Origin of the sequence: Pseudoalteromonas sp. MTN2-4 (genome assembly GCF_042848605.1) — a bacterium.
GTDB lineage: Bacteria > Pseudomonadota > Gammaproteobacteria > Enterobacterales > Alteromonadaceae > Pseudoalteromonas.
Genome location: NZ_BTGK01000002.1, coordinates 641654 through 667566, shown reverse-complemented (window position 1 = coordinate 667566; position 25913 = coordinate 641654). Strand labels below are relative to the sequence as shown.

26 protein-coding genes and 1 pseudogene are annotated in these 25913 nt (G+C 37.8%); 12 read left to right on the top strand and 15 right to left on the bottom strand.

Going from position 1 to position 25913, the window contains the following annotated elements; all coding sequences use genetic code 11:
• Positions 1–14 precede the first annotated feature (14 nt).
• A pseudogene (locus ACGHEH_RS07905) lies at positions 15–212 on the bottom strand (VF530 family DNA-binding protein); the annotation flags it as partial.
• A 17-nt stretch (positions 213–229) separates the two neighbouring features.
• The gene (locus ACGHEH_RS07900) at positions 230–529 is read right to left on the bottom strand and encodes a DUF1496 domain-containing protein (RefSeq protein ID WP_390443708.1); all 300 of its coding nucleotides are present in this window, start codon (positions 527–529) and stop codon (positions 230–232) included.
• Positions 530–620: 91 nt separating this feature from the next.
• On the opposite strand from ACGHEH_RS07900, the gene ACGHEH_RS07895 reads away from it, so the two are divergent.
• Positions 621–851, top strand: coding sequence for a TIGR02647 family protein (locus ACGHEH_RS07895; RefSeq protein ID WP_390443705.1), 231 nt, complete (start codon positions 621–623; stop codon positions 849–851).
• A gap of 19 nt (positions 852–870) precedes the next feature.
• On the opposite strand, the gene maiA is transcribed toward ACGHEH_RS07895, so the two are convergent.
• Both maiA and hmgA read right to left on the bottom strand, forming a co-directional pair.
• The gene (gene maiA, locus ACGHEH_RS07890; protein ID WP_390443702.1) at positions 871–1497 is read right to left on the bottom strand and encodes a maleylacetoacetate isomerase; all 627 of its coding nucleotides are present in this window, start codon (positions 1495–1497) and stop codon (positions 871–873) included.
• Between the two features lie 68 nt (positions 1498–1565).
• On the bottom strand, positions 1566–2861 hold the full coding sequence (gene hmgA / locus ACGHEH_RS07885) for a homogentisate 1,2-dioxygenase (RefSeq protein WP_390443699.1): 1296 nt from the start codon (positions 2859–2861) through the stop codon (positions 1566–1568).
• 129 nt (positions 2862–2990) lie between these two features.
• Here hmgA and ACGHEH_RS07880 point away from each other — a divergent pair, with 129 nt between their 5' ends.
• The gene (locus ACGHEH_RS07880; RefSeq protein ID WP_390443697.1) at positions 2991–3410 is read left to right on the top strand and encodes a MarR family winged helix-turn-helix transcriptional regulator; all 420 of its coding nucleotides are present in this window, start codon (positions 2991–2993) and stop codon (positions 3408–3410) included.
• 44 nt (positions 3411–3454) lie between these two features.
• On the opposite strand, the gene ACGHEH_RS07875 is transcribed toward ACGHEH_RS07880, so the two are convergent.
• On the bottom strand, positions 3455–6589 hold the full coding sequence (locus ACGHEH_RS07875; protein ID WP_390443695.1) for a TonB-dependent receptor domain-containing protein: 3135 nt from the start codon (positions 6587–6589) through the stop codon (positions 3455–3457).
• 49 nt (positions 6590–6638) lie between these two features.
• Complete coding sequence (locus ACGHEH_RS07870; RefSeq protein ID WP_390444185.1) at positions 6639–7451, bottom strand: S1/P1 nuclease; 813 nt, start codon at positions 7449–7451, stop codon at positions 6639–6641.
• Between the two features lie 287 nt (positions 7452–7738).
• Between ACGHEH_RS07870 and ACGHEH_RS07865 the strand changes: the two genes are divergently transcribed.
• Positions 7739–8593: a PhnD/SsuA/transferrin family substrate-binding protein gene (locus tag ACGHEH_RS07865; protein ID WP_390443692.1), complete on the top strand. Its 855-nt coding sequence runs from the start codon at positions 7739–7741 to the stop codon at positions 8591–8593.
• Positions 8593–9510, top strand: coding sequence for a hypothetical protein (locus ACGHEH_RS07860; protein ID WP_390443690.1), 918 nt, complete (start codon positions 8593–8595; stop codon positions 9508–9510). Before ACGHEH_RS07865 ends, ACGHEH_RS07860 begins: the two co-directional genes overlap by 1 nt.
• A gap of 59 nt (positions 9511–9569) precedes the next feature.
• On the opposite strand, the gene ushA is transcribed toward ACGHEH_RS07860, so the two are convergent.
• The gene (ushA, locus tag ACGHEH_RS07855; protein WP_390443687.1) at positions 9570–11159 is read right to left on the bottom strand and encodes a bifunctional UDP-sugar hydrolase/5'-nucleotidase UshA; all 1590 of its coding nucleotides are present in this window, start codon (positions 11157–11159) and stop codon (positions 9570–9572) included.
• A gap of 68 nt (positions 11160–11227) precedes the next feature.
• The gene (locus ACGHEH_RS07850; RefSeq protein WP_390443684.1) at positions 11228–11407 is read right to left on the bottom strand and encodes a hypothetical protein; all 180 of its coding nucleotides are present in this window, start codon (positions 11405–11407) and stop codon (positions 11228–11230) included.
• A 218-nt stretch (positions 11408–11625) separates the two neighbouring features.
• Here ACGHEH_RS07850 and ACGHEH_RS07845 point away from each other — a divergent pair, with 218 nt between their 5' ends.
• Positions 11626–12144, top strand: a complete 519-nt coding sequence (locus ACGHEH_RS07845; RefSeq protein ID WP_390443682.1) for a GNAT family N-acetyltransferase — start codon at positions 11626–11628, stop codon at positions 12142–12144.
• Here the strand turns inward: ACGHEH_RS07845 and ACGHEH_RS07840 are convergent.
• The 3 genes from ACGHEH_RS07840 to ACGHEH_RS07830 are packed head-to-tail and all read right to left on the bottom strand — an operon-like array spanning position 12137 to position 15589.
• On the bottom strand, positions 12137–12733 hold the full coding sequence (locus ACGHEH_RS07840) for a membrane integrity-associated transporter subunit PqiC (RefSeq protein ID WP_390443679.1): 597 nt from the start codon (positions 12731–12733) through the stop codon (positions 12137–12139). The two genes, ACGHEH_RS07845 and ACGHEH_RS07840, sit on opposite strands and share 8 nt — an antisense overlap.
• A complete protein-coding gene (pqiB, locus tag ACGHEH_RS07835) occupies positions 12733–14391 on the bottom strand; it encodes an intermembrane transport protein PqiB (protein ID WP_390443676.1) in 1659 nt (552 codons plus the stop codon). The genes ACGHEH_RS07840 and pqiB overlap by 1 nt, the downstream gene beginning before the upstream one ends.
• Positions 14384–15589 (bottom strand): PqiA/YebS family transporter subunit, encoded by a 1206-nt coding sequence (locus tag ACGHEH_RS07830; protein WP_390443673.1) that lies wholly within the window; start codon positions 15587–15589, stop codon positions 14384–14386. Before ACGHEH_RS07830 ends, pqiB begins: the two co-directional genes overlap by 8 nt.
• 234 nt (positions 15590–15823) lie before the next feature.
• Here ACGHEH_RS07830 and dnaK point away from each other — a divergent pair, with 234 nt between their 5' ends.
• Entirely contained in the window at positions 15824–17752 is a 1929-nt protein-coding gene (gene dnaK, locus ACGHEH_RS07825; protein WP_390443671.1) for a molecular chaperone DnaK, read from the top strand.
• 113 nt (positions 17753–17865) lie between these two features.
• Positions 17866–19002: a molecular chaperone DnaJ gene (gene dnaJ, locus ACGHEH_RS07820; protein WP_349286966.1), complete on the top strand. Its 1137-nt coding sequence runs from the start codon at positions 17866–17868 to the stop codon at positions 19000–19002.
• Positions 19003–19045: 43 nt separating this feature from the next.
• Here dnaJ and ACGHEH_RS07815 read toward each other — a convergent pair whose 3' ends face one another.
• Positions 19046–19279, bottom strand: a complete 234-nt coding sequence (locus tag ACGHEH_RS07815; RefSeq protein WP_390443666.1) for a hypothetical protein — start codon at positions 19277–19279, stop codon at positions 19046–19048.
• Between the two features lie 444 nt (positions 19280–19723).
• Here ACGHEH_RS07815 and ACGHEH_RS07810 point away from each other — a divergent pair, with 444 nt between their 5' ends.
• From ACGHEH_RS07810 to ACGHEH_RS07795, 4 genes are all read left to right on the top strand, one after another.
• A complete protein-coding gene (locus ACGHEH_RS07810) occupies positions 19724–21970 on the top strand; it encodes an acyl-CoA dehydrogenase (protein WP_390443663.1) in 2247 nt (748 codons plus the stop codon).
• 96 nt (positions 21971–22066) lie between these two features.
• Complete coding sequence (locus ACGHEH_RS07805) at positions 22067–23008, top strand: kinase (protein WP_390443661.1); 942 nt, start codon at positions 22067–22069, stop codon at positions 23006–23008.
• Entirely contained in the window at positions 23005–23820 is an 816-nt protein-coding gene (locus ACGHEH_RS07800) for a DMT family transporter (protein WP_390443658.1), read from the top strand. Before ACGHEH_RS07805 ends, ACGHEH_RS07800 begins: the two co-directional genes overlap by 4 nt.
• A 71-nt stretch (positions 23821–23891) precedes the next feature.
• Positions 23892–24284, top strand: a complete 393-nt coding sequence (locus ACGHEH_RS07795) for a cytochrome b562 (RefSeq protein ID WP_390443655.1) — start codon at positions 23892–23894, stop codon at positions 24282–24284.
• A 26-nt stretch (positions 24285–24310) separates the two neighbouring features.
• Here the strand turns inward: ACGHEH_RS07795 and ykgO are convergent, their stop codons facing one another.
• Together ykgO and ACGHEH_RS07785 are read right to left on the bottom strand one after the other, a co-directional pair.
• Positions 24311–24451: a type B 50S ribosomal protein L36 gene (gene ykgO, locus ACGHEH_RS07790; protein ID WP_058032458.1), complete on the bottom strand. Its 141-nt coding sequence runs from the start codon at positions 24449–24451 to the stop codon at positions 24311–24313.
• A gap of 14 nt (positions 24452–24465) precedes the next feature.
• Complete coding sequence (locus ACGHEH_RS07785) at positions 24466–24717, bottom strand: type B 50S ribosomal protein L31 (protein WP_390443652.1); 252 nt, start codon at positions 24715–24717, stop codon at positions 24466–24468.
• Positions 24718–24897: 180 nt separating this feature from the next.
• Here ACGHEH_RS07785 and ACGHEH_RS07780 point away from each other — a divergent pair, with 180 nt between their 5' ends.
• Positions 24898–25146: a hypothetical protein gene (locus ACGHEH_RS07780; protein WP_390443650.1), complete on the top strand. Its 249-nt coding sequence runs from the start codon at positions 24898–24900 to the stop codon at positions 25144–25146.
• 5 nt (positions 25147–25151) lie between these two features.
• Here ACGHEH_RS07780 and ACGHEH_RS07775 read toward each other — a convergent pair whose 3' ends face one another.
• Positions 25152–25805: a DUF6058 family natural product biosynthesis protein gene (locus ACGHEH_RS07775; protein WP_390443647.1), complete on the bottom strand. Its 654-nt coding sequence runs from the start codon at positions 25803–25805 to the stop codon at positions 25152–25154.
• Positions 25806–25913 lie beyond the last annotated feature (108 nt).

Sequence of the window (25913 nt, the reverse complement as noted above, 5' to 3'; positions counted from 1 at the left end):
CCATGAAATGTATCTAAATAAAGTTGTTCAACTTTGTCTCTTGCCCAAGGTGTTTTGCGCAAAAACTTTAGACTCGATTTGATGCTCGGATCGTGAGTAAAACAACGAATATTGACAATATTGCCCATTTCTTCCCAGCCAAGTTCAGCTTCAAGTTTAATTAATATTTCTTCTAGTTTTATACCATGAAGTGGGTTATTTGGTTGTTCCATAAATAATGACTTCTTATTTAGTTAATGCGAATAGATTTCTTTGGTTTTTGAGGGACCGGTAACCCGTTTTCATCAGCAATTCGCCATGTTAGTTGGCCATTGGCTTGATTATCGAACTTGTTAGCACAAACGAACAGTTTCTCAGCCATGACAATCAATGCACCTTCACTGTATTTGGCATCTTTATACCAGCAGACAGCATTTAGATTGTCTATAAACAAATTAGTTTTGCCCAATTTGGGGTTCGCGTAAGCATAACCTGAAATAAATACAGAAAATAAAACTAAGTTGAGAAAACTAAATTTGTTATATGTCATGGCATAACTCCTATTTTTAGCTAACCTTAGTTTAGTTCAAGAAAATTTGAACCTATGTTACCACAAGAACAATAATTTAATGGGAGAGGTTATGGCTATAGACAGTAATTTTATGGCTGAGTTAACACTTTTAGCAAAGTTTCCACGCTCAAGCATGCAAATGGGGATCAAAATCCATAAAGATGCCGATCCAAGTTTGATAGCAGCGGCAGAGAGGCTTTACAAGAAAGGTGTTATTGACAGTCCTGATGGCGGATATTTGACGGACTTAGGTTTAGATTTAATCGGACATTTAGATCAAGTCCATTGTGCGCTCCAGTAAGCGCACAATGAATGTAATATTAAGCAGCGTCGAATTGATTTTCAGGCGCTGCATCAATAAATGCTTTATGTGTATTACAGTGGTTGTAAATAGCTTCAATTTTTGGGAATTGACTCATATCTACTTTAAATCTTATCGCATTAAAGACTTGAGGTACCAAACACGCATCGGCAAGTGTTGGTTTATCTCCAAAACAAAAATTGTTACCTGTTAGCATGCTTTCTAGTTTTTTAAATCCCTCAATTACCCAATGTCTGTACCAAGTGTTCTTTTGTTCATCATCAACATTAAGTTCATTAGATAAGTATTTAAGTACACGTAAGTTATCGATTGGGTGTATGTCACACGCTATGGCATAACAAAAATTTCTAACTTGAGCCTTCTGCCATGGGTCATTTGGCAGAAGAGGGGTGTCTGTATGGGTTTCTTCTAGCCACTCTAAAATTGCCAAAGATTGTGCTAAAACACCTTGCTCAGTTTCTAACGCAGGCAATAAGCCTTGGCTATTTTTATTTGTATATTGTTCGTTTGTTTGTTCTGCTTTTAAAAGATTGACAGCAGACATTTCATGCGCAATACCCTTTAAATTCAGTGCAATGCGAACTCTATACGCTGCCGAAGAACGAAAATAGGTGTAAAGTTTCATATTTAGATCCTTAATCACGACAAAGGCACGCTGTTGCGTGCCCATTTTTTTATAACATTATAGGAAGCTTAAGCGCCCTTGAAATATTTTTTAATGCCTTTCCAGCATTCTGCATAGTTTGATTGTCTCTCTTTACCTTCAAGTGCATATTTTGTTGGTGAAATCACGTAACGAGACTCGAACATGAAAGCTAAAGTATTTTCATATCTTTGCGGCTCAAGTTCTGCGTTTGATGCTTTTTCGAAAACATCGGCTTCTGGTCCATGTGGCGACATACAGTTATGTAAGCTCATACCTCCAGGAACAAAACCATGCTCTTTAGCATCATATACACCTTCGATTAAGCCCATAAACTCACTCATAATGTTACGGTGATAATAAGGCGGACGGAATGTATCTTCTGCAACCATCCAACGTGGAGGGAAGATCACAAAGTCAACATTGGCTACACCGGCTGTACCAGATGGAGATGTTAGTACAGTAAAAATTGAAGGATCTGGGTGGTCAAAACTTACGGTATTCATCACGTTGAAGCGTGCAAGGTCGTATTTGTAAGGCGCGCTATTACCAGTCCAAGCTACAACATCTAATGGTGAATGACCAATGTCACAGCGGAAAAGGTTACCGTTAAACTTAGCTACAAGCTCAAAATCACCTTCTAAATCTTCGAACGCTGCTACAGGATATTGGAAGTCACGCTCATTTGTATAACCGTTGGCGCCTACAGGACCACGCTCAGGCAGAATGTAAGGGTGACCGTAGTTTTCACAGATATAGCCGCGAATACTGTCGCCAATTACTTCAACTGAGAACTTGATACCACGTGGAATAACCGCAATCTCGCCAGGTTTTACTGCAAGTTTACCGCACTCAGTGTGTAAAACCATTTCGCCTTGTTGCGGTACAAATAGTAATTCACCATCGGCATTATAGAAATAACGACCTTGCATTGATTTGTTAGCAACATAAACATGTATGCCAATACCGACTTGGCCGTTTGCACTGCCATTGGCTGCCATGGTTACAAGGCCGTCGACAAAATCTGTTGCATCACTTGGGATGTCGATAGGGTTCCAGCGTAGCATAGTAGGTGGCGTTGCAACTTCAGTAATTGGCGCAGTTCTTAATAAACCATTGTCCATTGACATGTAGTTCCCCTGAACAACTGAAGGACGAATGCGGTAGAACCAATTACGACGATTGTCAGCACGTGGTGCTGTGAACGCGGTTACATTAAATTGTTCTGCATATAGGTCGTATTTTACTTTTTGTGGTGAGAATTGACCTACCGGTAATGCGCCAGGTAAAGCTTCGGTTTCAAACTCGTTTCCAAAACCTGTTAAGTACTGAAATTCTGTGCTCATAGAACTTGCTCCTTTGATGTTTGCAATTAAGATACTCTCATGTGAGACTATATTCAAATTAAAAAACAAACTTTGCTTGTATATTTTAGTTTACAAAGTTAATGATATGCAGAAAATAAAAGACAGTTTATGTTAGAGATTACAGAGTTTTTACCTTATCAACTTGTACATTTAGCCAATAAAGTAAGTGACGACTTTGCGAATGTATATAAAGAACAGGCTAATCTAACTACGCCTCAATGGAGAGTAATTGCGCATTTGGCAAGTGATAATCTAAGTGCAAAGCAATTGTGTGACTTAGCTCGAATTGATAAATCAACTATGTCACGAGCGATTAAACAACTTGAGGAAAGGCGCATTTTAACACTTCAGCCTGATGAAGATGATAGGAGGAGTAAGGTATTAACTTTAACAGAGAGTGGGTTAAATATTTATAAGCGTATCTCTAAGCTTGCAAATGAATGGGAAAAGAATTTATTGAGTTCTTTATCTCATGAAGAGCAGATATTGTTTAGGGAAGTATTAAGAAAATTGAATTTAAGAATATAAATAGGCTGGTCATAAGACCAGCCTGTGTTTGTTATAAGGAATGCTTAGAACTTGTAGTTTACACCTAACTTGATACGCCATGAAGAGCGCTCAGCGTCGAAAGAAACAGGAGCGTTCATGTCATAACCTTCGCTGTATACGTATTGGTTATTCACTTGGTCGTATTCAACACCAACTAAATCACGGTTATTAAAGAAGTCAGTTCTGTAAACTTTACCAGCACTGCTATCAATTAAGTTTAGTAAGTTCTTAACTGAGAAGTAGACAGAGCCTTTGTGACCTTCCATGAATCCTGGGATTTCTTGTGTGAACTTAAAGTCTAGGCGCGTAGTCCAAGGACCAGTCTCTGTATTTCGGTCGACTACACCACCAGCTTGACCACCTAAACCATGTTTATCAATAACTGCTTTTAATTGTTCATAACTGAAACCATCAGCATATCTGACGTTGCTGTCATCAGCACCAGTTGGAATGTAAGCTAGGAACTCACCATCGTCGAAGTTGTTTTGACCACCGAAAGTATCGAAGCCATTTGCAAATACCCAGCTATAAGGTCTGCCTGAACTGCGCTCACCTTGTAGTGAGAAAGTTGACTTGTAGTTATCAAATAGCTCGGCCGAGTACGAAACGTTTAGCTTGAAACTGTGTTCAATTTCATAACGGCTACGACCAACAACAGGGTTGTTTCTGTCAGCTGTGTTGTACTTCTCATAGTTTGAATTCGCAGTTGAAGAAGTACCACCAACAAGAGAAGAGGCGTCTTGGTTTGCATAAGATGCATTTACGTAGAAGCCATTGTCAAATGATTTAGAAAGGCTAAACGAGTATGTTTTACGCGTACCACCATCACCATTTGTTAGCATGATATCGGCACGATCACGCTCACCTGTACCTACATAGATGTTTCTACCGTCTGGGCCAACAGCAATTTCTTGAGTTTCACGGTATAGTTCATGCCAACGAACAGCGTTTTGTTCTTTAACATACATGAAGCTTGCTTCTAAATCCCAGTTATTACCAAGACCGATATCAGAGAAATCAGCTGAGTAGTTTGCTGTAATACCGTAACGCCACTCAGAAGGTAGTTCGAAATCAGGATCGATTAAGTTTACATCACCATCACCTGGTTCTAATGTAGCGCCAGCTGGTACTTGAGTGAAGTCAGGATTTGTAAGATCAACTCCACTAGTGTTAGCACGTACGTTGATTTGACCATCGTTTGAATATGAGTTAGAAATCCAAACATTCGGTGTACCACCGTAGTAACGACCAATACCACCGCTGATAGTTAGATCATCAGCTGCTGTCCAGTTAAAGCCTAGACGTGGAAGGAAAATGTCTTTTCCATCCAAGCTGTTAGTGTTTGAGAAGTTGTATAAGCCTGTGAAAGTACTATTCTCTCTAATTAGGCCAGAAGTTGAAATGCGCTCATAACGAACACCTGCATTGATCCAAAGGTCATCGCGAACGTCCCAACGATCTTCTACGAAAAGGTGTAGGTTTTGTACTGAGAAGTCTGCAGCTGCATCATTGGCATTGCCTGTGTGAGCATTTGAGTATGAAACTCTACTTGCATTACCATCTTTAAAGTCTTGTAGAGAATCAAAAGTCCAATCACCACGAGAGAATGGTACAAATTGGTTGAATACGTCAATTTTTTCAACACCCACACCAAAGCTCAGTGTGTGGTAATCAAGAAGGTATTCACCTTCAACATCAAATGTTGTTGTTGTATTTTCAAGTTGGTTAGCATGACGGTATGGGTCAGTACCGAAATAAAATCTATTGTCATCAAAGTCAATACGTACTTGAGCAACTTTAGCGTTGTTCAATGCATCTGAGAAAGATGCTTGCTGAGTCTTAGTATCTTTATATGATACTTTTACTTGAGTTGAAAACTCATCAGTCCAATCTGAGTAAAATTGTGCAGCATAAGAGGTAATCTCACCTTTTTTGTCATACCAGTTACTCAATAATGAGAAACGGTTGAAACGAGTGTTCTGAGGTGTGATTGAGTTATCTGTTGAATCTTGATAAGTGAATGCAGCACGATGATAATCGTTGATGTTCCAATCAAGTTTTAATAATAGCTTTTCGCTATCGTTGTTTAAGCCGCTAGGCGTATTACCTGTATTAACACCATATTGGTTTTTAGCTATATCTTGAATTTCTTGAATATCTGAATTAGTTATCCAATCAAGTTCATTTGCTGCACCAGAACCTTGTACGCCCCAGTTATTAACGAAAGGTGTTGTTGACTCTTCGTAAGCAACGAAGAAAAATAGCTCATCTTCGATGATTTTACCACCTAATGATGCACCAAATGTTTTGCGTTCGTAGTCTAATTCAACTTCAGTGCCATCTTCACGCTTTGGTGTGCCAGCTAGAGAGTCATCTTCATATTCATAGAAGAATTCGCCAGAAAACTCATTGGTACCAGATTTAGTAACAGCGTTTACTGATGCACCAGTAAATCCTGATGCTTTTGCATTGAAAGGTGTTATGTCTACAGAAACTTGGTCAATAGCTAGCAGTGAAACTGGAGAACCATTAGTTGGATAGCCATTATCGTTTAGACCAAAGTCATCATTTTGTTTAACACCGTCAATTGAAATGCTGTTGAAGCGTGGGTTAACACCACCTACTGACATTTCACCACGTGAGTCATCTGAGATGTTCACTAATGGGTTCTGTCTAATGATATCTTTAAGGTCGCGGTCAAACGAAGGTGCTTTTTCGATGTCGCCTGCACCATATACGCTTCCGATTGTATCTTTAGAAGCATTCATAATTGAGTGACGTGAAGCACCAGTAACAGTGATTCTCTCAACGTTAGAGTTAAGTTCAATATCAAGTGAAGATGTTTTACCTAACGTTAGATATAAATCAGATAAAGTTTTATCTCTGTGTACTTGTGAATCAACTACAAGTGTATAAGGACCACCAACACGTAAACCTGAAGCATTAAATACGCCGTTTTCAGTCAGTGAAAGTGTCTTCTTAGAACCTGTTGGTTCGTGGATTATTGTTATAACAGATGACTTATCAGGGTTGCCATTAGGACCAACAACAGTCCCTTTGATAGTCGCTGTAAGAGAGTTCGCACTAGCAACACCACTTGCACCGATGCCAGCAATAACTGCAAGCGATAGTGCCGTTTTGCGTAGTTGAATTTTCATTTTATTGTTTCCCGTGTTGAGATTATTTAACTTACTTTTTTGCATACCACTAACCACGCTTTTTAATAAGCGCTTCAGTTAACGGCTTTGCGTTACTGTCAAAAATTTGGTTAAGAAGCCCTGCTAAACGAATACCACCTTGCGATAAACGCTTTTTGACAACAGGCATATGTTTATAGACATAGCCATAACTGAGCTTAGTTTCATTTTCATCGTACACACGATGAGATATTTTATTTGATTCAACCAACCAATCAGCAGGCTGGCTATTTAAGTACATCTTTATAGTCATTTTATTTGACGTTTTTATGAAATCTGCAAACTCTGTGAAAGATAAATTTTCATTTTCAATAAGATGAGTGTCCCACGTACTGTGTAAGTTTGTTTCTTTGCCAAAGAAAGATACCTTTATTAAGTTTCCACCTCGGTCTTCAGAGCGTCCAGCATGGAAGGGTTGATGGCTATCTCCAACTAAGTGTACTAAGAAACTCAAAGCAAACTTTTTAGATTCCAAGTCTTTATTATTGCTCTTTAAAATATTAATAGAATAATAAATTCCGTCTAAAATATGTGCAACTTTGTCTCTGGAGTCAATAGATGTGTTTACATATTGATGCATTTTTTTTGCATCTTTAATATTAATGTAATGCCACTTACCAGACTCTTTTCTCCAAAAGTGCTCTGGATTAGAGCGCATTTCATCTGGCCAAGTTGAAATTTGAGCAAGAGAACTGCCAGCTAATAATGGCTGCAGAGCTACTTTGGTTGCATCTGTTAAATGCATATCGGCAATTTCACCAATCACTCTGTGACCATTCTGCCCCCAAGCAAGTGCCTTGTGTGAACTAAGTACTGTTAACATTGTCAATGATAAAGCAAGTGTTTTTGTAACTGTTGTCAAATTAAACATGGCAGACCCGTGTAAATCGTAATCTTATTAAGGTCAATTGTCCGTGTTTTTGAAGTTTGAATAAAGGACTCAAGTGTATTCATCATTACTTGTTAACAAAGTAGATAAATCAAAGGTTTAAGAAATTTAAATAATTTTACCTATTGTAATGAGTAAGTAAATTTGCTCTAATGGTCAGGTTGTCAATAAACTTACTTTTTGTTTTGTTAAAAAAATATAAATTATCGTTAAAAACTATCTTGTTCCTGTCTGTTATTACAAGCACTTGGTTAGTTTGGCTATTATCACAATTGGTTATTACTGATACATCCCTACATCTGGTGCCTATACAGCAACACAAATTCCACTGCCAAACTGCATCAAGTGAAAACCAAGCTGTATTTAGAGTTAAAGTACCCACAAAAAAACTTGCTGAGCAAATACTTCCGGCGCTTTGCCAAAACAGTGTTCTAAAACGTCAATATGGCCATGTTGAAGTTTTTTGGGGGGGGAGTTTAGCTGAACAAATCGAGTTCTTTGGTAAAGGTATCGCAGATCTCATATTGAGCAAAGACAGTATTATGCAAGCACTTCGTGCCGATGCGACACATAACTACACACCGATTATTGGCTATTCAAGTTACTCTGCATTTTTTATCTCGAATAAAGAAAAACCTAAACTTGAAAAAGCGTATTTCCTTGATAAACGTATTGGTTTGCTTGATTATCCAACCAGTCGTTCTGGCCATATTTTGCCAAAAAAAGCATTTAAGCAATTAGATTTAGATATTAAAAACCTAAATATTACCTATGTTAGCTCTCACAGCGCACTAAGAGAAAAGCTTGCAAATAATGAAGTAGATATTATCGCGTCTTATTGGAATGATAAGACTGATGACGAAAAGTTTTCTCATAACTATATTATTCCCATTGGTGATAATATCACTGGTAGCCGTTGGTACCTTAAATTGACAGAAAACAATACAGATCTCGCCTGTGCCGTTCAAACAATCACAACACAAATCGCGCAATCAGTAGGCAGTGCCTATTTTGAATCTTTAGAAAAGTTCTGGCAGTGCGATCTTTCACCTTACAAATTTATTGGTGAAAAATAATGATGAACATAAAACCAATTTATATTTTCACAGCAGCCGTTTTTGTTTTGTTAAGCTTGCTATTTTATTTGGGCCAAGAGAATAAAATAACAAAGGCGGTTGAACTGCAGAGTGAACAAGTAGCTAAGCGTGTCTCACTCGATGTCAGCAGCCTACCATTAGCTGAACCACTTTTTAACTATGCAGGCAATCAGCAAGAAGTAGATATTTATATTGAACAATTGAATCAACAACTCGATTCACTTCACTCCAGAGTAAAAGTTGAATCTATAACAACTGTTAAGCCAACTAATGTAGTGTTTTTAGAATTATTTGCGAATTATAAAACAATTTATCTGGTTCTGATTACTGATAGAAGTCATATTAAATACACATACATTATAGTGTTGTTGCTTAGTTTGGCTAACGCATTACTGTATCGCAAAGTATTTAGAAAACATATTGAGAGTAGAGCAAAAAAGAGAATTGCTACGGTTGAATGTGTAATGCCTAAGCTAGTGATTGATTTATACTCTAAATCACTATTTATTGAGGGTAAAACCGACAGTCAAAGCCAATTGGCTAATAAGCCTCTTTGCTTTTATTTGGCAATGATAGAATTTAGCCATGCTCATCCAGATATGAATCTTCACCTAAATAAAGATGTGCCTATTGAACTTCTTAATATAGCAGAAAAGTATTTTCATAGATTAGCTGTTCTAGGACATACAGTTAGAAAAAGACCAAATTTTTCGAATAGCTTAGAAAAAACCCTGAGTGAAATTAGGGCGGCACTTGACGAAATTTTAAGAGAGAGCCCAGAATTAAAATCAAAGCTTTACCCACCTAAAGCGCATGGTGAAGGGTCGCGCTCTAAGTTACATAGCTATGGTCTTAAGGGTTTGTTAGACAGTGATTATGAGATAAGAGGTAAATAACGCGTTGAAGATGCCAGATATGCTCTGGCATCCATTAGTGAATACAAGACGACTAGAACTTATAGTTCGTTCACCTTAATAGGAGAGTATTTTTCAATATAGGCTTTTAATACTTCGGCATCAGTTCGCTCTGAAGGAACAAAGCCTTTTCGTCCAACAAGAACTGGATATCCATCACCTCCTGCTGCATTGTAACTGTTGATGCTCATTCTGTAGGTTTTGTTAAGTTCTAAAGCTTGACCGTTAATTTTTATATTAACTAACTTTCCATCGTTTCTTTCAAAACTTAGACCTTCATATTGTAAATAAGCACCAGCATCAATCGGAAAAGAAGTAACGACTTCAAGGTAATCAATAAGATCTTTACCTATCCAATTCATTAACGTAATTCTATTTTTAAAAGGATGAACTTTTAAAACGTCTTTATAACTGATCTTGCCAGCTTCAATACTGTGACGTATTCCCCCACCACTGATCAGGCCAAAATCTGCTTTTACTGATTCTTTTTGTGCTTTAATAATAAGGCGTGCTAATGGGCTTTGCTTAAATCGCACAGTACCTCGTTTACCGTCTAAATAGGCATCAGTAAAACCGATGGGTAAATCTAGTTGACCTTTTCCTATTTTTTGGAATGGCCTTAATAGATCTAACATGTCTTGATCTTCTGGAATATATTCCCCGATCACTTCACCATTATCACTTTTTAAATTGACCGGTATTAACTGATAATTCTCGAGCGTAATTTTTTCACCTTCGATTTTAAATTCTGCTTTACCAACATACTTTCCCCATTCATGGGCTTGCATGATCCAAGTACCATTTTGATTATCAGGCTTACAAGCTTTTCCAGGCGCAAAGTCCTTATCAGGGCTACCAAGTGAATCTATACAAACTGGTTCTTGAGAGTGTCCTCCGATGACCATATCAAGGGCACCTTTTGGCAGCTCTCTTGCTAACGTGACATCCCCGGGTGCATTAATACCAAATTTTGCGTCGTGGTAATGGCCCATGTGAGTAACAGCAATTGTAACGTCGATATCTTCATATTTATTATTAATATCGTTCAGTACTTTTTTTGCAGCGATACTCGGTTTGATAAAGTCCAAATGCCCAACATACTCGGGGTTTGCAATCTTGACTGTATCGACAGTGGTAAGTCCTATCACACCAATTTTAAGACCATTTTTTTCTATAATTGTGTATGGTTGGTATGCATGAGACGAATCACTTTTATTAAGAATATTCGCTGATAAAATAGGGAATTGAGCCCATTCAATTTGTTTATCAAGGATATGTAATGGATTATCAAATTCATGGTTGCCGATTGCCATGGCATCATAGCCAAGTAAACGCATACCTTTGAAATCAGGTTCTGCATATTGAAGGTCTGACTCTGGAACCCCCGTATTTATGTCGCCACCTGAAAGTAATAACACGGCATGACCACTTTTTTCGGCTTGATTTCTAAGCCTGTCAACAAGTGTTTTTCTTGCTGACATGCCATATTCACCTTTTTCGTTTTGCCAAAAACGTCCATGGTTATCGTTTGTATGTAGGATAGTAAGATATTCAGCTTTTGATTGCTGATCTGTATAGGTAGCACACCCTGAAAGTGCTAAAGCTACCGAGAGAGCTAAAAATTTGCGCATAATAAACCCGTGTGAAGTAATTACGCGCTTAGTTTAAACTATATGCTCTAAAGCGCTACAGGTGGGCATTAATTTCTTTTTGAGCAACTTTTAAGCGCAGCAGTTTCTCTTCTTAACAATTCTTGTTTTGCAAATGCACATTTCTCATGGTCAATTTCAACCATCCAGTTTAAAAAGCTTGCAGGCAAACTAGTGTATTTCTCGCCTCGATGAAGGCCGAAATCACAAATAGGTGATTCAGTATTCATTACTTAACCTGTTCTGTTGTTTTTATAGCCAATGCATCCTACCAAATTCAAATTAAAATAAAAGAACAAAACGTTACAGAAAGGTTAATTTTAATAACCTATAGTTTTAAGAATTACTTTCTACATTAGATAATTAGCTGTTTAATTAGTAGTATTTATTATAGGTTGTATACAGTTTTGGTTTGGTATATCCAAGAGTAAGGGATTAGGGTTCTATCGTGAAATTGAATACAGAAAGATTATTGCTAAGACATGCAACTTTAAATGATGCCGGTTTTATTTTTAAATTATTGAATCAAGATAGTTTTAAAAAAAATATAGCTGATAAAAGCATTAAAACTCATAAAGATTCAGAGCATTACATTGAAACAGCTTTTTTAACACCTTATAAGTTAGATACTTTTTCATCATATATTGTGTGCCTTAAAAGTAATGATAAAGATTTTAGGCAAATTGGTATATGTGGCTTATACAAAAGACCAGCATTACAGTATCCAGATCTTGGTTATGCGTTTTTAGATGAATATATTGGTTTAGGTTATGCGAGCGAAGCGGCAAGGTGCGTCATTGATTACTCGCTCAATGTCCTAGAACTGAAATATCTCTGTGCACTCACTGCTCCTGAAAACATGACAAGCATAAACTTACTAAAAAAATGTAAGTTCAAGTTAGAAACACAAGTTATTTTAAACGAAGAGCAGGGTGTGAGTAATCTGTATCAACTTACACTTAAATAGATTTCGATAAAATTATTACTGATAGTTTATCAGTGAGTTTTTCCCAGCTAGATTGATGCGCTTTGATGAGCGCATCAAACCCAGAATCTTTTAGTGGGGTTGAAAATGAGAACAACTCAGAATCTAATAATTTCTTTCCGTCAGCATTAGTCTGATAAATAAACCACTGGCCTTCAATCAATGAACCTAACTCATAGTGGCCAGCAAGTTTCGTTACTTTAACCTGGAGCATAAACTCACCATCTTGAGGCGTTGTTTTGCCGGCAGGAATAACGGTGTAAGCTGAAATTTTTTTTACTAAGCCACGTGTCATGGAGTCGGTCAACGTATATTTTGGATGTTGAGACCAAAAGTGATAGTTGGCAATATTGACTGAGTTACCTCTTAGTATCTGTATTAGAGGCTGTTGATCTGCAACACCTTGGATATTTACTCGGTTGATATGTAGGTATTTAGTTTTCGTCAGCTTAGAAGTCGTTACACCATCCTCTTGCTGATACGCAAAGTCATAATATTTTAACTGAATGTTATGGCCTGACGAGCAAGCTGTTAACGTCAGTATTACAAATAGAATAGTTAAATTACGCATTATGGCTTCTCTGGAATTGGGTCATTCGGAATATTTTTATCAAATATAAGCATTGTTGGTTGCTCATTTAGGCCCTTAGAAAGAGGTTTAAGTGTATTTGATAAGTTTTCTAGCTCTTGTAATGTATTTGTTAACTGATCAACAACTCCAGACTCTTGTTGGTAGCTAGACAACGTGGATTCAAATTGTTTCAAGCTATTAGTTAGTTGAGTCAGTGTTGTCTCTAATTGTGTTAAATTTTTAGCCACTTTGTCTGCAGTCTCGTTGTTATTTAGTTCGTGGATCATGACCTTTAACTCTTCAGCAAGAGATTGGTATGCCACTAATGTATTGTTCAATATGTTGGTGGTTTGTTCGAATGGCAGCTTATTTAATTTGTTAACTAAGGCTGTCATTTGTTCTGACAAAGCAGTAAAACCACTCGATATGCTTGGAAGAACAGGGTATATGTCAGTTTTAGTAACATAACTCATCTCATTAGCATTGTTATAAAAATCGAAATCTATATATACCGCACCAGTTAGTAAATTACCACTTTTTAGTGATGCTCGTAATCCAGAATTAATCCATTTGTCTATATTTTGTTGCCAATATTGTTTTGCTAACTGCTCATTTTTATAAAATCTTCCATATTCAATTTTGATCAGAACGGGCACTTGTGTGTTATCTTGCTCGAAATATATAGGTTCTCCATCTTTCTCTATTTGTGCAGGTGCTTGTTCAACAGTGCCAATCCTCATTCCCCTGTATTCAACAGGTGCACCAGCATTGAGGCCACGAATTGACTGTTCAAACTCGACAATATAAAAGTCAAAATCATCAAAGCGTTTCTCTAACGCCTGCGCAAAGTTTTTATGCAAAGCATAAGTTTTATTAGCGAGTGCTATATCATTTGGCTTTTGCTCTGGAGGGTAATCAACAGATATACCTCCTTTTATCAATTTTGATAAGCTTCCAGTTGAAAATTGCACGCCAGAAGTATTAAGGCTGAAATCAACACCAGAGCTAACCCAGAAAATTGTGTTATTAGTGATAAGCCTATCATAAGGGGAAAAGACGAAGATCCCGTAATGCATAGATAAAGTATCAACATCAAATCGTCCAGATTCAATTTGACCTATTCGGTAGCCTCTAAAATAGATAGAAGTACCAACATCGAGTACTTCTGCTGAGCTCGCGGTTAATTTGAAACGCTTACCCTCTATATCATTACTTATCAAAGCAGGTTCATCTTGTAAGGTAAACAAATATGACAGGTTCTGGCTCTGGCCAGGCTCTAACTCTAAATACGCCCCAGAGAGTAAGGTGTTCATACCGGAAATACCAGATTGGTCTATACGTGGCTTAACAACCCAAAACTTGGCATCTTCAGTTAGTAAATCACCATATTGATTGCCGATTTGAACTTTAGCTAACACGCCATTTTGAGATAGATCTAATTCTAAGCCTTTCACCAGACCGACTTTGACATTTCTTACTTTAACTTCTGTCTTACCTGCAGTGATGCCATCTGCTGTTGTCATTTTTACATAAATCGTATGACCTTGATCAGCTTGATATTTAAATAACATCCAAGTCGTTATAATCAGTGCGATGATCGGAATAATCCAAATCACAGTAAACTTTGGTTTAGATTCAATATAAGCATGTTCATTCATGATTGTGAAACTTGTCCCATAAGATCCGAGGGTCGAAACTATTCACGGCAACGATCTGACATAACACCATGATAGTAAAAAATACGATACCAATTCTAGGTTCAACACTGAGCACAGTACCAAGTTGTACCAAAGAAACCAAAATAATCACGACGAAAACATCTATCATTGACCATTTCCCCATTATTTCTAACCAACGATAAATTGTACTGGCTCGTTTTGGGTGGGTACACTTTCTTGATTGTAAAATTAAATAGAACAATGCAGCCGCTTTAATAATTGGGATACAGATACTGGCTAAGAATATAAGTATAGCGACTGGGTATGATCCTGATTGCCACATAACAACAACGCCAGAGAAAATAGTAGCAGGTGTTTCATTGCCTAGGTTAACGGTATTCATAATTGGTAAAAGGTTTGCAGGTATTAAAAAGACCGTTGCAGTTAACATCCAAACAATTGCTCTTTGCGCTGAGTTTGGTTTACGAAAGTAAGTTTTAGTATAACAACGTGGGCAGTGAGTTTCTCTGGTTAGCTGGGAGCAAGTTAAGCATTGTTTTAGCTCTTGTGCTTTTGCACTTTTACCATCATGAAGCAATGCGGGCTGAAATAGCATCTGCCTTTCCCATAATTCTGTTTCATTTATTAAAGACAAGGTCTCTATAAAACAAACTACAAATAGAATATAAGCCCAAAAACCAAGACCAAACCCAATATCGGCGAGTGACATTAATTTAAAAACACTGACTAAAACGGCTATTAGGAATATATCAGCGAGATTAAGCGTTTTTGTCTTATTGAGTAAACGTGCTAAATAGCGAGCATTATGAGGATTTAGGTCTTGCCAATAATGACTATTCGTTAACAGCACAAGCAGACAGACGAATAGGGGGATTAAAAATGTACTGAACACAAAAATACCTGACAGAACGACACTATATTCATCTGCGAGCAAACTAAAAGCATTCCATAAACTAATATTTTGTACTAGACCATGTTGGCTGAAGCTTACAAAAGAGGGGTAAAGGCTAGAAAACAGAAACAATAGACTGGTAAGGCTGAATGCAATCAACCATTGTTGTTGATTAGCTTGATAACTAACTATCTCATTTTTACAACAAGGACAAATTGCACGCTGATGTTCTCCAAGTGAAGATACACGAACTAATGAGTCACAATGTTTGCAGGCGAGGATCATAAATAGCTAGTTTAATTCTATTCAAATATTTCATAAGTTTGATTTACTGCAGTTCACAAAGCAAGATAATTGCGTTATTTGGTTTTTTAATAAAAAAATGCCTACAAAACAGTCAAATTAAAAATAATTTCAAAAAAATGCATTTTTTTTTATTTTTACGCTTGAATTCAAAAACACTGCCCCTATTTACTAGTCATCGAAACGAACAACGAATTTTGAAGTCGGAGAAGATTCATGGGTAAAATTATTGGAATCGATTTAGGTACTACTAACTCTTGTGTTGCAGTACTAGATGGTGATAGCGCACGCGTTATTGAAAATGCTGAGGGTGATCGTACAACCCCATCAATTATTGCTTTCACTGAAGAAGGTGAAACTTTAGTAGGTCAGCCAGCTAAGCGCCAAGCGGTTACAAACCCTAAAAACACATTATTTGCAATCAAGCGTTTAATCGGTCGTCGCTTCGAAGACGAAGAAGTACAACGTGACATTAGCATCATGCCTTTCACTATCACTAAAGCAGACAATGGTGATGCATGGGTAGAAGTGCGTGGAGAAAAACGTGCTGCACCTCAGATTTCAGCTGAAGTGCTTAAGAAAATGAAAAAGACAGCGGAAGACTTCCTAGGTGAAGAAGTAACTGAAGCTGTAATCACAGTACCAGCTTATTTTAACGATTCTCAGCGTCAAGCAACAAAAGATGCTGGCCGTATCGCTGGTCTTGAAGTGAAGCGTATCATCAATGAGCCAACTGCTGCTGCACTTGCATACGGCATGGACAAGAAACAAGGTGACAATGTTGTTGCTGTATATGACCTTGGTGGTGGTACATTCGACATCTCAATCATCGAAATCGATGAAGTAGATGGCGAGCACACGTTTGAAGTACTTGCTACAAATGGTGACACGCACTTAGGCGGTGAAGACTTTGATAACCGTGTTATTAACTACCTAGTAGCTGAATTCCAAAAAGATCAAGGTATTGACCTTAAGAATGACCCGCTTGCAATGCAGCGTGTTAAAGAAGCTGCAGAAAAAGCTAAGATTGAACTTTCAAGTGCACAGCAAACTGAAGTTAACTTACCTTATGTGACAGCAGACGCGACTGGTCCTAAGCACATGAACGTAAAACTAACTCGCGCTAAGCTTGAGTCTTTAGTTGAAGATTTAGTAACTCAATCAATTGAGCCATTAAAGCGTGCACTTGCTGATGCAGACCTTTCTGTGAGCGACGTAAACGACATCATCCTTGTTGGTGGTCAAACACGTATGCCATTAGTTCAGAAGACAGTAACTGAATTCTTCGGTAAAGAGCCTCGTAAAGACGTAAACCCTGATGAAGCGGTTGCTGTAGGTGCTGCAGTTCAAGGTGGTGTATTAGCTGGTGACGTAAAAGATGTATTATTACTAGACGTTTGTCCTTTATCACTTGGTATTGAGACTATGGGTCAGGTAATGACTGCACTAATTGAGAAGAACACGACTATTCCTACTAAGAAGTCGCAAACGTTCTCAACTGCAGAAGACAACCAGTCAGCAGTAACAATCCACGTTTTACAGGGTGAGCGTAAGCGTTCAAGTGACAATAAGTCTCTTGGCCAATTCAACCTTGAAGGTATTCGTCCAGCACAACGTGGTGTACCACAAATCGAAGTAACATTTGATGTTGATGCTGACGGTATCTTACACGTTTCTGCAAAAGATAAAGATACTGGTAAAGAGCAAAAGATCACTATCCAAGCTTCTTCTGGTCTAAACGATGATGAGATTGAGCAAATGGTTCGTGATGCTGAGGCGAATGCTGAAGAAGATAAGAAGTTCGAAGAACTTGTCGCTTCACGTAACCAAGCTGATGCTATGGTTCACGGTACGCGTAAGCAAATCGAAGAAGCAGGTGATGCATTACCAGCAGAAGACAAAACTGCAATCGAAGCTGCACTTTCTGAATTAGAAACTGCAATTAAAGGCGAAAGCAAAGAAGAGATCGATGCTAAAGTGCAAGCTCTAGCTGAGAAATCTCAGAAGCTTATGGAAATTGCTCAAGCAAATGCACAAGCGCAACAAGCACAAGGTGCTGACGCCGGTGCACAGCAGCAAGGTTCAGCTAAGCAAGATGATGATGTTGTTGACGCTGAATTCGAAGAAGTAAAAGAAAACAAGTAATTGTTATTTCCAGGGCGCGTAAGCATTGCTTAACGCGCCCTTAGTCTATCTAAAATTCAGTTTATTAAGCCTTGAGCAAGTAGGCTTATCCTTATCTAAGAGTAATAAAAACTATGTCAAAACGTGACTATTATGAAGTACTTGGTGTTTCCAAAGATGCCAGTGAACGTGACATAAAAAAAGCTTATAAACGCTTAGCAATGAAGTACCACCCAGATAGAACAGCGGGTGATGCGGATTTAGAAGCCAAGTTTAAAGAAGTAAAAGAAGCATACGAAGTACTTACAGACAGTCAAAAACGTCAGATGTATGACCAATACGGCCACGCAGCGTTTGATCAAAATGGTGGTGGCGGCCATGGTGGCTTTGGCGGAGGCCATGGTGACTTTGGTGATATTTTCGGTGACGTATTCGGTGATATTTTTGGTGGCGGCGGTCGTCGTCAATCTCGTCAACAACGTGGTTCAGATCTTCGTTACAATATGGAACTTAGCCTTGAAGAGGCCGTTCGAGGTAAAGAAGTTGAAATCAAGGTGCCAACTTGGGTAAGTTGTGAACCATGTGACGGAAGTGGGGCTAAAGCTGGCTCTAAACCTAAGACGTGTCCAACTTGCCATGGTGCTGGTCAAGTGCAAATGCGCCAAGGCTTTTTTGCTGTTCAGCAAACATGTCCTACATGTCAAGGTACAGGCTCTGTTATTTCAGATCCATGTGATAGTTGTCACGGGCAAGGACGAGTTGAGAAAACCAAAACGCTTTCAGTAAAAATTCCAGCAGGCGTTGATACTGGCGACCGTATTCGTCTTACGGGTGAAGGTGAGGCCGGTATGCATGGCGCACCATCTGGGGATTTATATGTGCAAGTTTCTGTGCGTGAGCATCCGATATTCACGCGTGATGGCAATAACTTGTATTGTGAGGTGCCAATTAGTTTCACTACAGCAGCAGTCGGCGGTGAAATTGAAGTACCAACCCTAGATGGCCGAGCAAACCTTAAAATACCAGCTGAAAGTCAAACAGGTAAGATGTTCAGAATGCGCGGTAAAGGTGTTAAATCTGTGCGCAGCGGTTCAGTCGGTGACCTAATTTGTAAAGTGGTAATTGAAACACCAGTAAACTTAAATGACAGACAAAAAGAACTGTTAAAAGAGTTAGAAGAAAGCATGGGGGCAGACAACGGTAAAAATAGACCGAAAGCACAAGGTTTCTTTGATGGTGTTAAGAAGTTCTTCGATGACTTAACAAAGTAAAATTTGTTGAACCAAAAACGGCGCTACGCGCCGTTTTTCTTTTCTAATCTAAAATTAATAGATAGTCTTGTTCACCCTCACATCGACATGCTTGTGATTGACCATCCTTTTTACCAAATAAACTTCCTGATTTACAACCAAACAATTGGCATTTTGCCTCACAGGCCATTGTGTCTCGCCATGTGACATACTCGTTATTCATGAAACTAAATGCAGAAGTAACCGTCAGCATGCCTATGAAAAGAGTGAGCCCTTTAAGCTTTGATTTAAGCCACATGCGACATCTCTTTTTCATAAGTATTAAACTTTAGTCTAATGCTTAAACGGCATTGTTCAAGTAAAGATTCATGTTATGTTGGCAATCAATTTAAGCTGTATTTTTAAAATTTAATGTTTAGAACTAACCACCTAAATTCAGATTCTTTAGCTATAAAATTAGAGTGATTGATTTATAAACTAAAATTTAATTTAAAGATTTTAATTCCGACTTGGCTCTGAGTTTTTCTGTTGTTTTAATAACCAAACTCTGTAAGTCCAAATTTTTATATTCAAAAATTTTCTAAGTTGAGCTTACACGTGTAAGCCTATCTATTTCAATGACTTAAACTACCATTTGCAAAGGCATAGTAATTTTCTTGTTAAATAATTGCATAGAGTAATTGATCTAACGCGTTTTTTGTGCCGTAATGTAGGTATATTCAACTGGTCTGATGAGTTAGTTATGAGTTTAAGAACACAATTTAGAAAAGTATTACCAAGTATCTCAATTACAGAACAAGAAGCGCTAGACGCAGGTGATGTTTGGTTAGAAGGTTCAATCTACCAAGGTAAGCCTGATTTTAGTGCACTTCGTGCAGTGCCAGAGGCAACACTTTCGGCAGAAGAGCAAGCTTTCATTGATGGTCCAGTGAAAGAGTTAATGGCTATGATTGATGATTCTGTTATTCAAAACAGTAAGCATCTTCCTGAACATATTTTAGATTTCTTGAAGAAAGAAAGATTCTTCTCTTTGATCATTCCAAAATCTTATGGTGGCCGAGAGTTTAGCCCTTATGCTAATTCAACCATCGTAGGTACAATCGCGACCAAATCTTCAGCTGTAGCGGTAACTGTTATGGTGCCTAATTCATTAGGTCCGGGTGAGTTATTAATGCACTATGGTACTGAAGAGCAGCGTGCACATTACTTACCTCGTCTAGCTAATGGTACTGATATTCCATGTTTTGCACTTACCAGTCCTGAAGCAGGTTCTGATGCGGGTGGTATTCCAGATCAGGGTATCGTAACTAAGGGTATGCACAATGGTGAAGAAGTTCTAGGATTAGAAATTACGTGGGACAAGCGTTACATCACTTTAGCACCTATTGCGACAGTATTAGGCCTGGCATTCAAAGTATTTGATCCTGAAGGTCTATTAGGTGGTAAAGAAGAGTTAGGTATTACGTGTGCGTTAATTCCAAAATTACATCCAGGTGTTGAGCTTGGGAATCGCCATGACCCTATGGGTATTCGTTTTTACAATGGTACTACACGGGGTAATAAAGTGTTCATTCCAATGGAATTCATCATCGGTGGGCAGAATAACATTGGTCGTGGTTGGCAGATGCTTGTTAGCTGTCTTGGCGCCGGTCGTGGTATCTCGCTTCCAGCTTTAGGTGTTTCAACAAGCCAGGTTGCACTTAAGTCAGCTTCAGAATATGCCGCGGTTCGTGAGCAGTTTGGTCTATCAATTGGCCAATTTGAAGGTATTCAAGAAAAGCTTGCTGATATTGCGGGTAAAACTTACCTTCAAGAGTCTATGCGTGTGTTAACCACTGAAGGTTTAGGCATGGGCCTGAAACCATCAGTTGTTACTGCAATCGCAAAATATCATATGACTGAAATTGGTCGTGATGTGCTTGATTCGGCAATGGACATTCTAGCTGGTAAGGCGATCCAAAACGGTCCACAGAACACGTTAGCTAGCGGTTATGTTGCTCAGCCAATCGCAATCACTGTTGAAGGCGCGAACATTCTAACTCGAAACCTGATGATCTTTGGTCAAGGTGTTATGCGTTGTCACCCGCATCTTCAAGAAATGGTTGAAGCAATTCATAGTGAAGAAGCTGACGCAGATAAGAAGTTTAATAAGAAATTCCGTCAAACAGTAGGCTATGGTATTTCGAATGGCTTACGTGCATTCGGCCTAGGTTTAATGCCATTTATGGCTGGTAGTCAAAGTTCGTTGTCTGAAGTTAAACCATACGAGAAAGCTGTTATGCAATTATCATCTCGATTAGCTCTTTTTGCAGATTTCTCATTATTGGTACTAGGTGGTAAATTAAAGCAGGCTGAAATGCTATCAGCGCGTCTTGGTGACGTAATGAGTTACCTATATGCTGCTATGGCTTCTATTAAGTATTATGAGCAGAAAGTATCTGAGTCAGAGCGTGCACAAGCAGCGCCTTATTTCCATTATGGAACGCGTTGGGCATTACAAAATGCTGAAATCGCATTACATAAATTCTTAGATAACTTCCCAGCAAGTTTTGCTCGCAAGTTCTTACGTGTAGCAACATTACAATTTAGCCACAGAATGGCAAAAATTGACGACAATTTGATTCGTGAGTTAGCTGCTGCCGCTCAACAAGATACAGCATTTAAATCACAAATCACTAAACTTGTTAAACCAACTGCTGGTGATGGTCACGATATTAACGAGCAGGCATATAAAGCTAAGATGGCTTGTCTTGATTTACTTAAAGTACTTAAGAAAGCACTTCGTTCAAAACAAGTAAAACCAGGTGTGCGTTTTGCTGATACGCTAGATAATGCTTTAGCTGCGAATGTTATTACTAGCGAGCAATATGCTAAGTTAATTGATTACAACAAGAAGCGTGAAAAAGCGATTCGAGTTGATGAGTTTGATTTCGACTTAAACCTTATTGATGATTGTCCGTTGAATACTGATATTCAACAGGCCAGTTAACAATCGTGGAGAACAACGCCCAGCAATTCGCTGGGCGTTTTTATTTTAGGCGCGTACAATAAATCTTAGTTTAATAATAATTTAAAAGTTATTGCTTTGAGTATACGTAATTTAGAAAAGTACATACCCGAGCTGAAGCTCACAGATTTATCTATTTCACTTTGGAGTGGGTGTGGGCAAATTCAATCTGGTTTCTTTAATTCACATCCAGTGATAGTTAAACTCAGTGAAATTCCTGAAAACATAAATCACCAAGTCATTTCACAAAGTGATTTTGCCAAACAGAGAAAAGATAAGTCTTATCTTAACGAAATCAATTTTTACAACTACCCGACTTGTCATACAGCTTTCGAGAAAGTAAGACCCTATTGTTACTTTGCAAATAGATTAGGTTCTTTAAATATTTTGATCTTAGAAGACTTTAAATCAAAGGGTTTTCAAAATATAAATGATCATAAACTTGAACATATCTATGCAGTTGTTAAATGGTTAGCACAGTTTCATGCGCAAGGGCTTACCCTTATCGAATCAGAACCATTTCCATTAGGTGGATATTGGCATCTTGAAACAAGGCCTGATGAGTTTGAAAAGATGGAATTCATTGATTTAAAACATCAAGCAAGGTATTTGGCAGACTCACTTTATAATGCTCGCTATCAGACGTTAATACATGGAGATTCTAAGTTAGCAAACTACGCATTCGATCCAAATTACACTGTACTTGGCTATGATTTTCAATATGTCGGTTCTGGTATTGGGTTACAAGATGTCATGTTGTTTATGACAAGTGTGTTTGATGGTGATGCGTGTGCAAAATATGAATCATCTATACTTAATTTATACTTTGAAAGTTTACTTAAAGCACTGAGTAATAGCATGAGTATGAAAGAGTGTGAACTTTTAGAGCATGAGTGGCGTACTCTATGGCCAATAGTATGGTCTGATTTCTATCGTTTTTTAAATGGTTGGAAACCTGAACATAAAAAAATAACGCAATTTATGCAAGATAAGTTTTCAGAAGTTCTAAACAAGATATGATTTTTTCTTTACTAAGTGCGCTTTGCTGGTCTTTATTTGATATTTCAAGAAAAGAGTTGGCGCAGCATATTAATCCAAAGTTCTTGTCGCTGGCGATGAGTGTCAGTGTTCTGCCTTTGTTCTTCTTATTGTGGGGATTTCAAGGGTATCAATTTCCGAGTAATTCTTATTATTTTCCTGCAACAATAAGTGGTGTACTCGCTGCAATAGGCAGTGTTTGTTTTATGTTCGCTATCTCGAAAGGCAAACTTGCAATTGTATTATCGATTACTGCTTGTACACCCTTTATTTCAGCAGTGTTCTCATTCTTATTCTTAGACGAACTACTCTCTCGATTCGAGTGGCTAGGCATTGTATTAGTTGTGTTTGCAACCATGCTACTTGCTGGCACATCAATTAATACACGTGAAAAATCAAGCTTATACGCATTAATTACTGCATTTGCATGGGGCACCTGTATTGTTTTCGATAAACAAGCGTTAACTTTTGGCTCAAGTTCTTTCCATGGCATGTTTCTGACATCCATAATTATTGCAGTTTTGTCTATTAGTTTGCGAATTGACTACCAATGGCGGACTTTGTTTAAAAATTTTAAGTGGTGGCTTATTGCTGTAATGGTGTTTTTTGGTGCTGTATTTTTTCAATTTGCTGCGCTTGAATATCTAAACCCTGGTGTTGTAGAGGCCATTAAACGTGGAATTGGTATTGTACTTGCTGTGATTATTGGTCGCGTATTTTATCAAGAAACTTTGTCTAGCAAGCAAATAACGGGTGTTTGCTTAGTTTTGTCTGCAACTTATTTATTCATGTAAAGGGGCTTTACAAACCGCTTTTTTATTTTTCTAGAAAACTTATAATGTCCACTAGAATATTCGGAGTTTATATGAAGTATTTAGTTTTATTGCTTTTCTCAGCCAGTATGTTCAGTTTTAGTTCTTCTGCACAGACAAGCGATTTATCAGTAACAATGAAAAACATAGGTCATGCTTACAAAAAGGCAGTTCGCTCAACTGACGATAAAGAAATAATCAGTCAAATAGATGAAATGATTATTTTGATTAAAAAAAGTAAAAAGGCTAATTTCAAACCTGATTTAAAAGAGCAATCAATCGAGGGATTAGATAAGGTCATCGCCGTATTACAAGAATCAAAGCGCTTTGTAGAGAAGGGTGAAATTACTAAAGCTAAGGCAAAATTAAAGAAAGTTGATGTACTTCGAGAGAAATATCATGAGCTACACGAGCCACCAAGTGTCTGGGAGCTATTATTTGGATAGAGAAAAGCGGCATAAATGCCGCTTTTTTATTTCTTCTTTTTCTTCATGCCTTGGACGGCTTTGAATCTTGGATTAGATTTACAGATTACAAATACTCGGCCACGTCTTTTTACCACTTGGCAACCAGGGCGACTTTTGGCACTTTTTAAAGAACTGAGTACTTTCATAAATATTCCTTATATTATTTGCTTGCAAGATTTTTGAAGCGGCGGTTGAATTGAGCAACACGACCATCAGAAGCAGTAATTTTCTGCTTACCTGTATAGAAAGGGTGTGATTCACTTGAAACATCAATTGGTACATATGGGTAAGTTACGCCATCAATTTCGACTGTTCTATCAGATTTGATTGTTGAACCAACAATGAAGTATTTATCAATAGAAGTATCGTGAAATGCCACTTGTTCGTAATCAGGGTGAATATTAGGTTTCATAAAACGCTCTTTTGTTTTGTTATAATATCTCGCATCTTATTCTAAATGAAAATTATTTGCAAATGGGTTTTGGTAAAATTTGTCGATTTTGATGGTTTGTTGCGCAAACAAACAACTTGTCTCTAGCTATTCGTTGTAGGCCTGTTATAAATAAGGTGTAAGTTTTTAAGGGAAGCAACAATGGAAGAGCTAAATAATAACTTGGATAACACCGTGATTGATTCGCTCAAAAATAAAGATCACAGTGGTATTAACAAACAGCTTGATCAGTTGAGTTGTACTCATAGTGACATCATTGAGTTACTTGCAGAATATGTTGTATTAGCGGAGCAAGACGATGAAAGCTTTGACGCTTGGTACGACGATCTTTGCGAAGATCAATTAAAAGTTTTAAAGGCATTTGAAATTATGAGAGCTCACTTAGAGTAGTGAGCTCATCTTACTGATAAATCATATTGCTTAATTAAACGCTCAATATAACGCTGTCTAATAAGCTGTTTTGGTAAAACTGGATTGTCTAGTGCAACTGCGTTATTAAGTTGTCTGAGTGCAACATGAAGTGTTTTTCGTGTCTCCTCATCGAGTATGTCTAAGCTAAAATCTTCAGTTAAAAATGAAATAACATACTTAAATAGATCGATAGCAACGATTTCTTCTATCTTTCCAGTAGAACTGATTGCGCCATATTTTCCTACTAAGAAATATTGCCAACTCGATTGAATAGATTCTTCTAGATCTTCTGTAAATGAGGCGATAAGTGTTTCGGGTAAACCATGCACTAACTGATTCAAAGTCTGTTGATAGAGACTCCCAAAATACATGAATGCTTGACTTGATGACTCAATATTTTGCTTTATAAGTATTTGAGCCCAAGCTTGATATCCTCTCGGGTAATATTCAATCTGCTCTGTATGATCTGTGATCCCTAAGTAAGAATTGACTTTAAGTTTATTTTCTATAACGAAACTGCTCGCTGGAAACAAACCTGACTCTTGCCACTCAAATAAGATGTCTTCATTGACTCTCGCAGACTGGCATATTTCTATAGTTTGATAAAAATTCTCATTGAAATGATTAAGTAAACTCATAGCGACACTGGTTAAATATACAGTGTTTGTATTTAATCAGTAATACAACCAATTTACAAGTCATTCAGTCTAAAGAAAGCTCGGAACTGCTACTGTTTTATGTAAGAA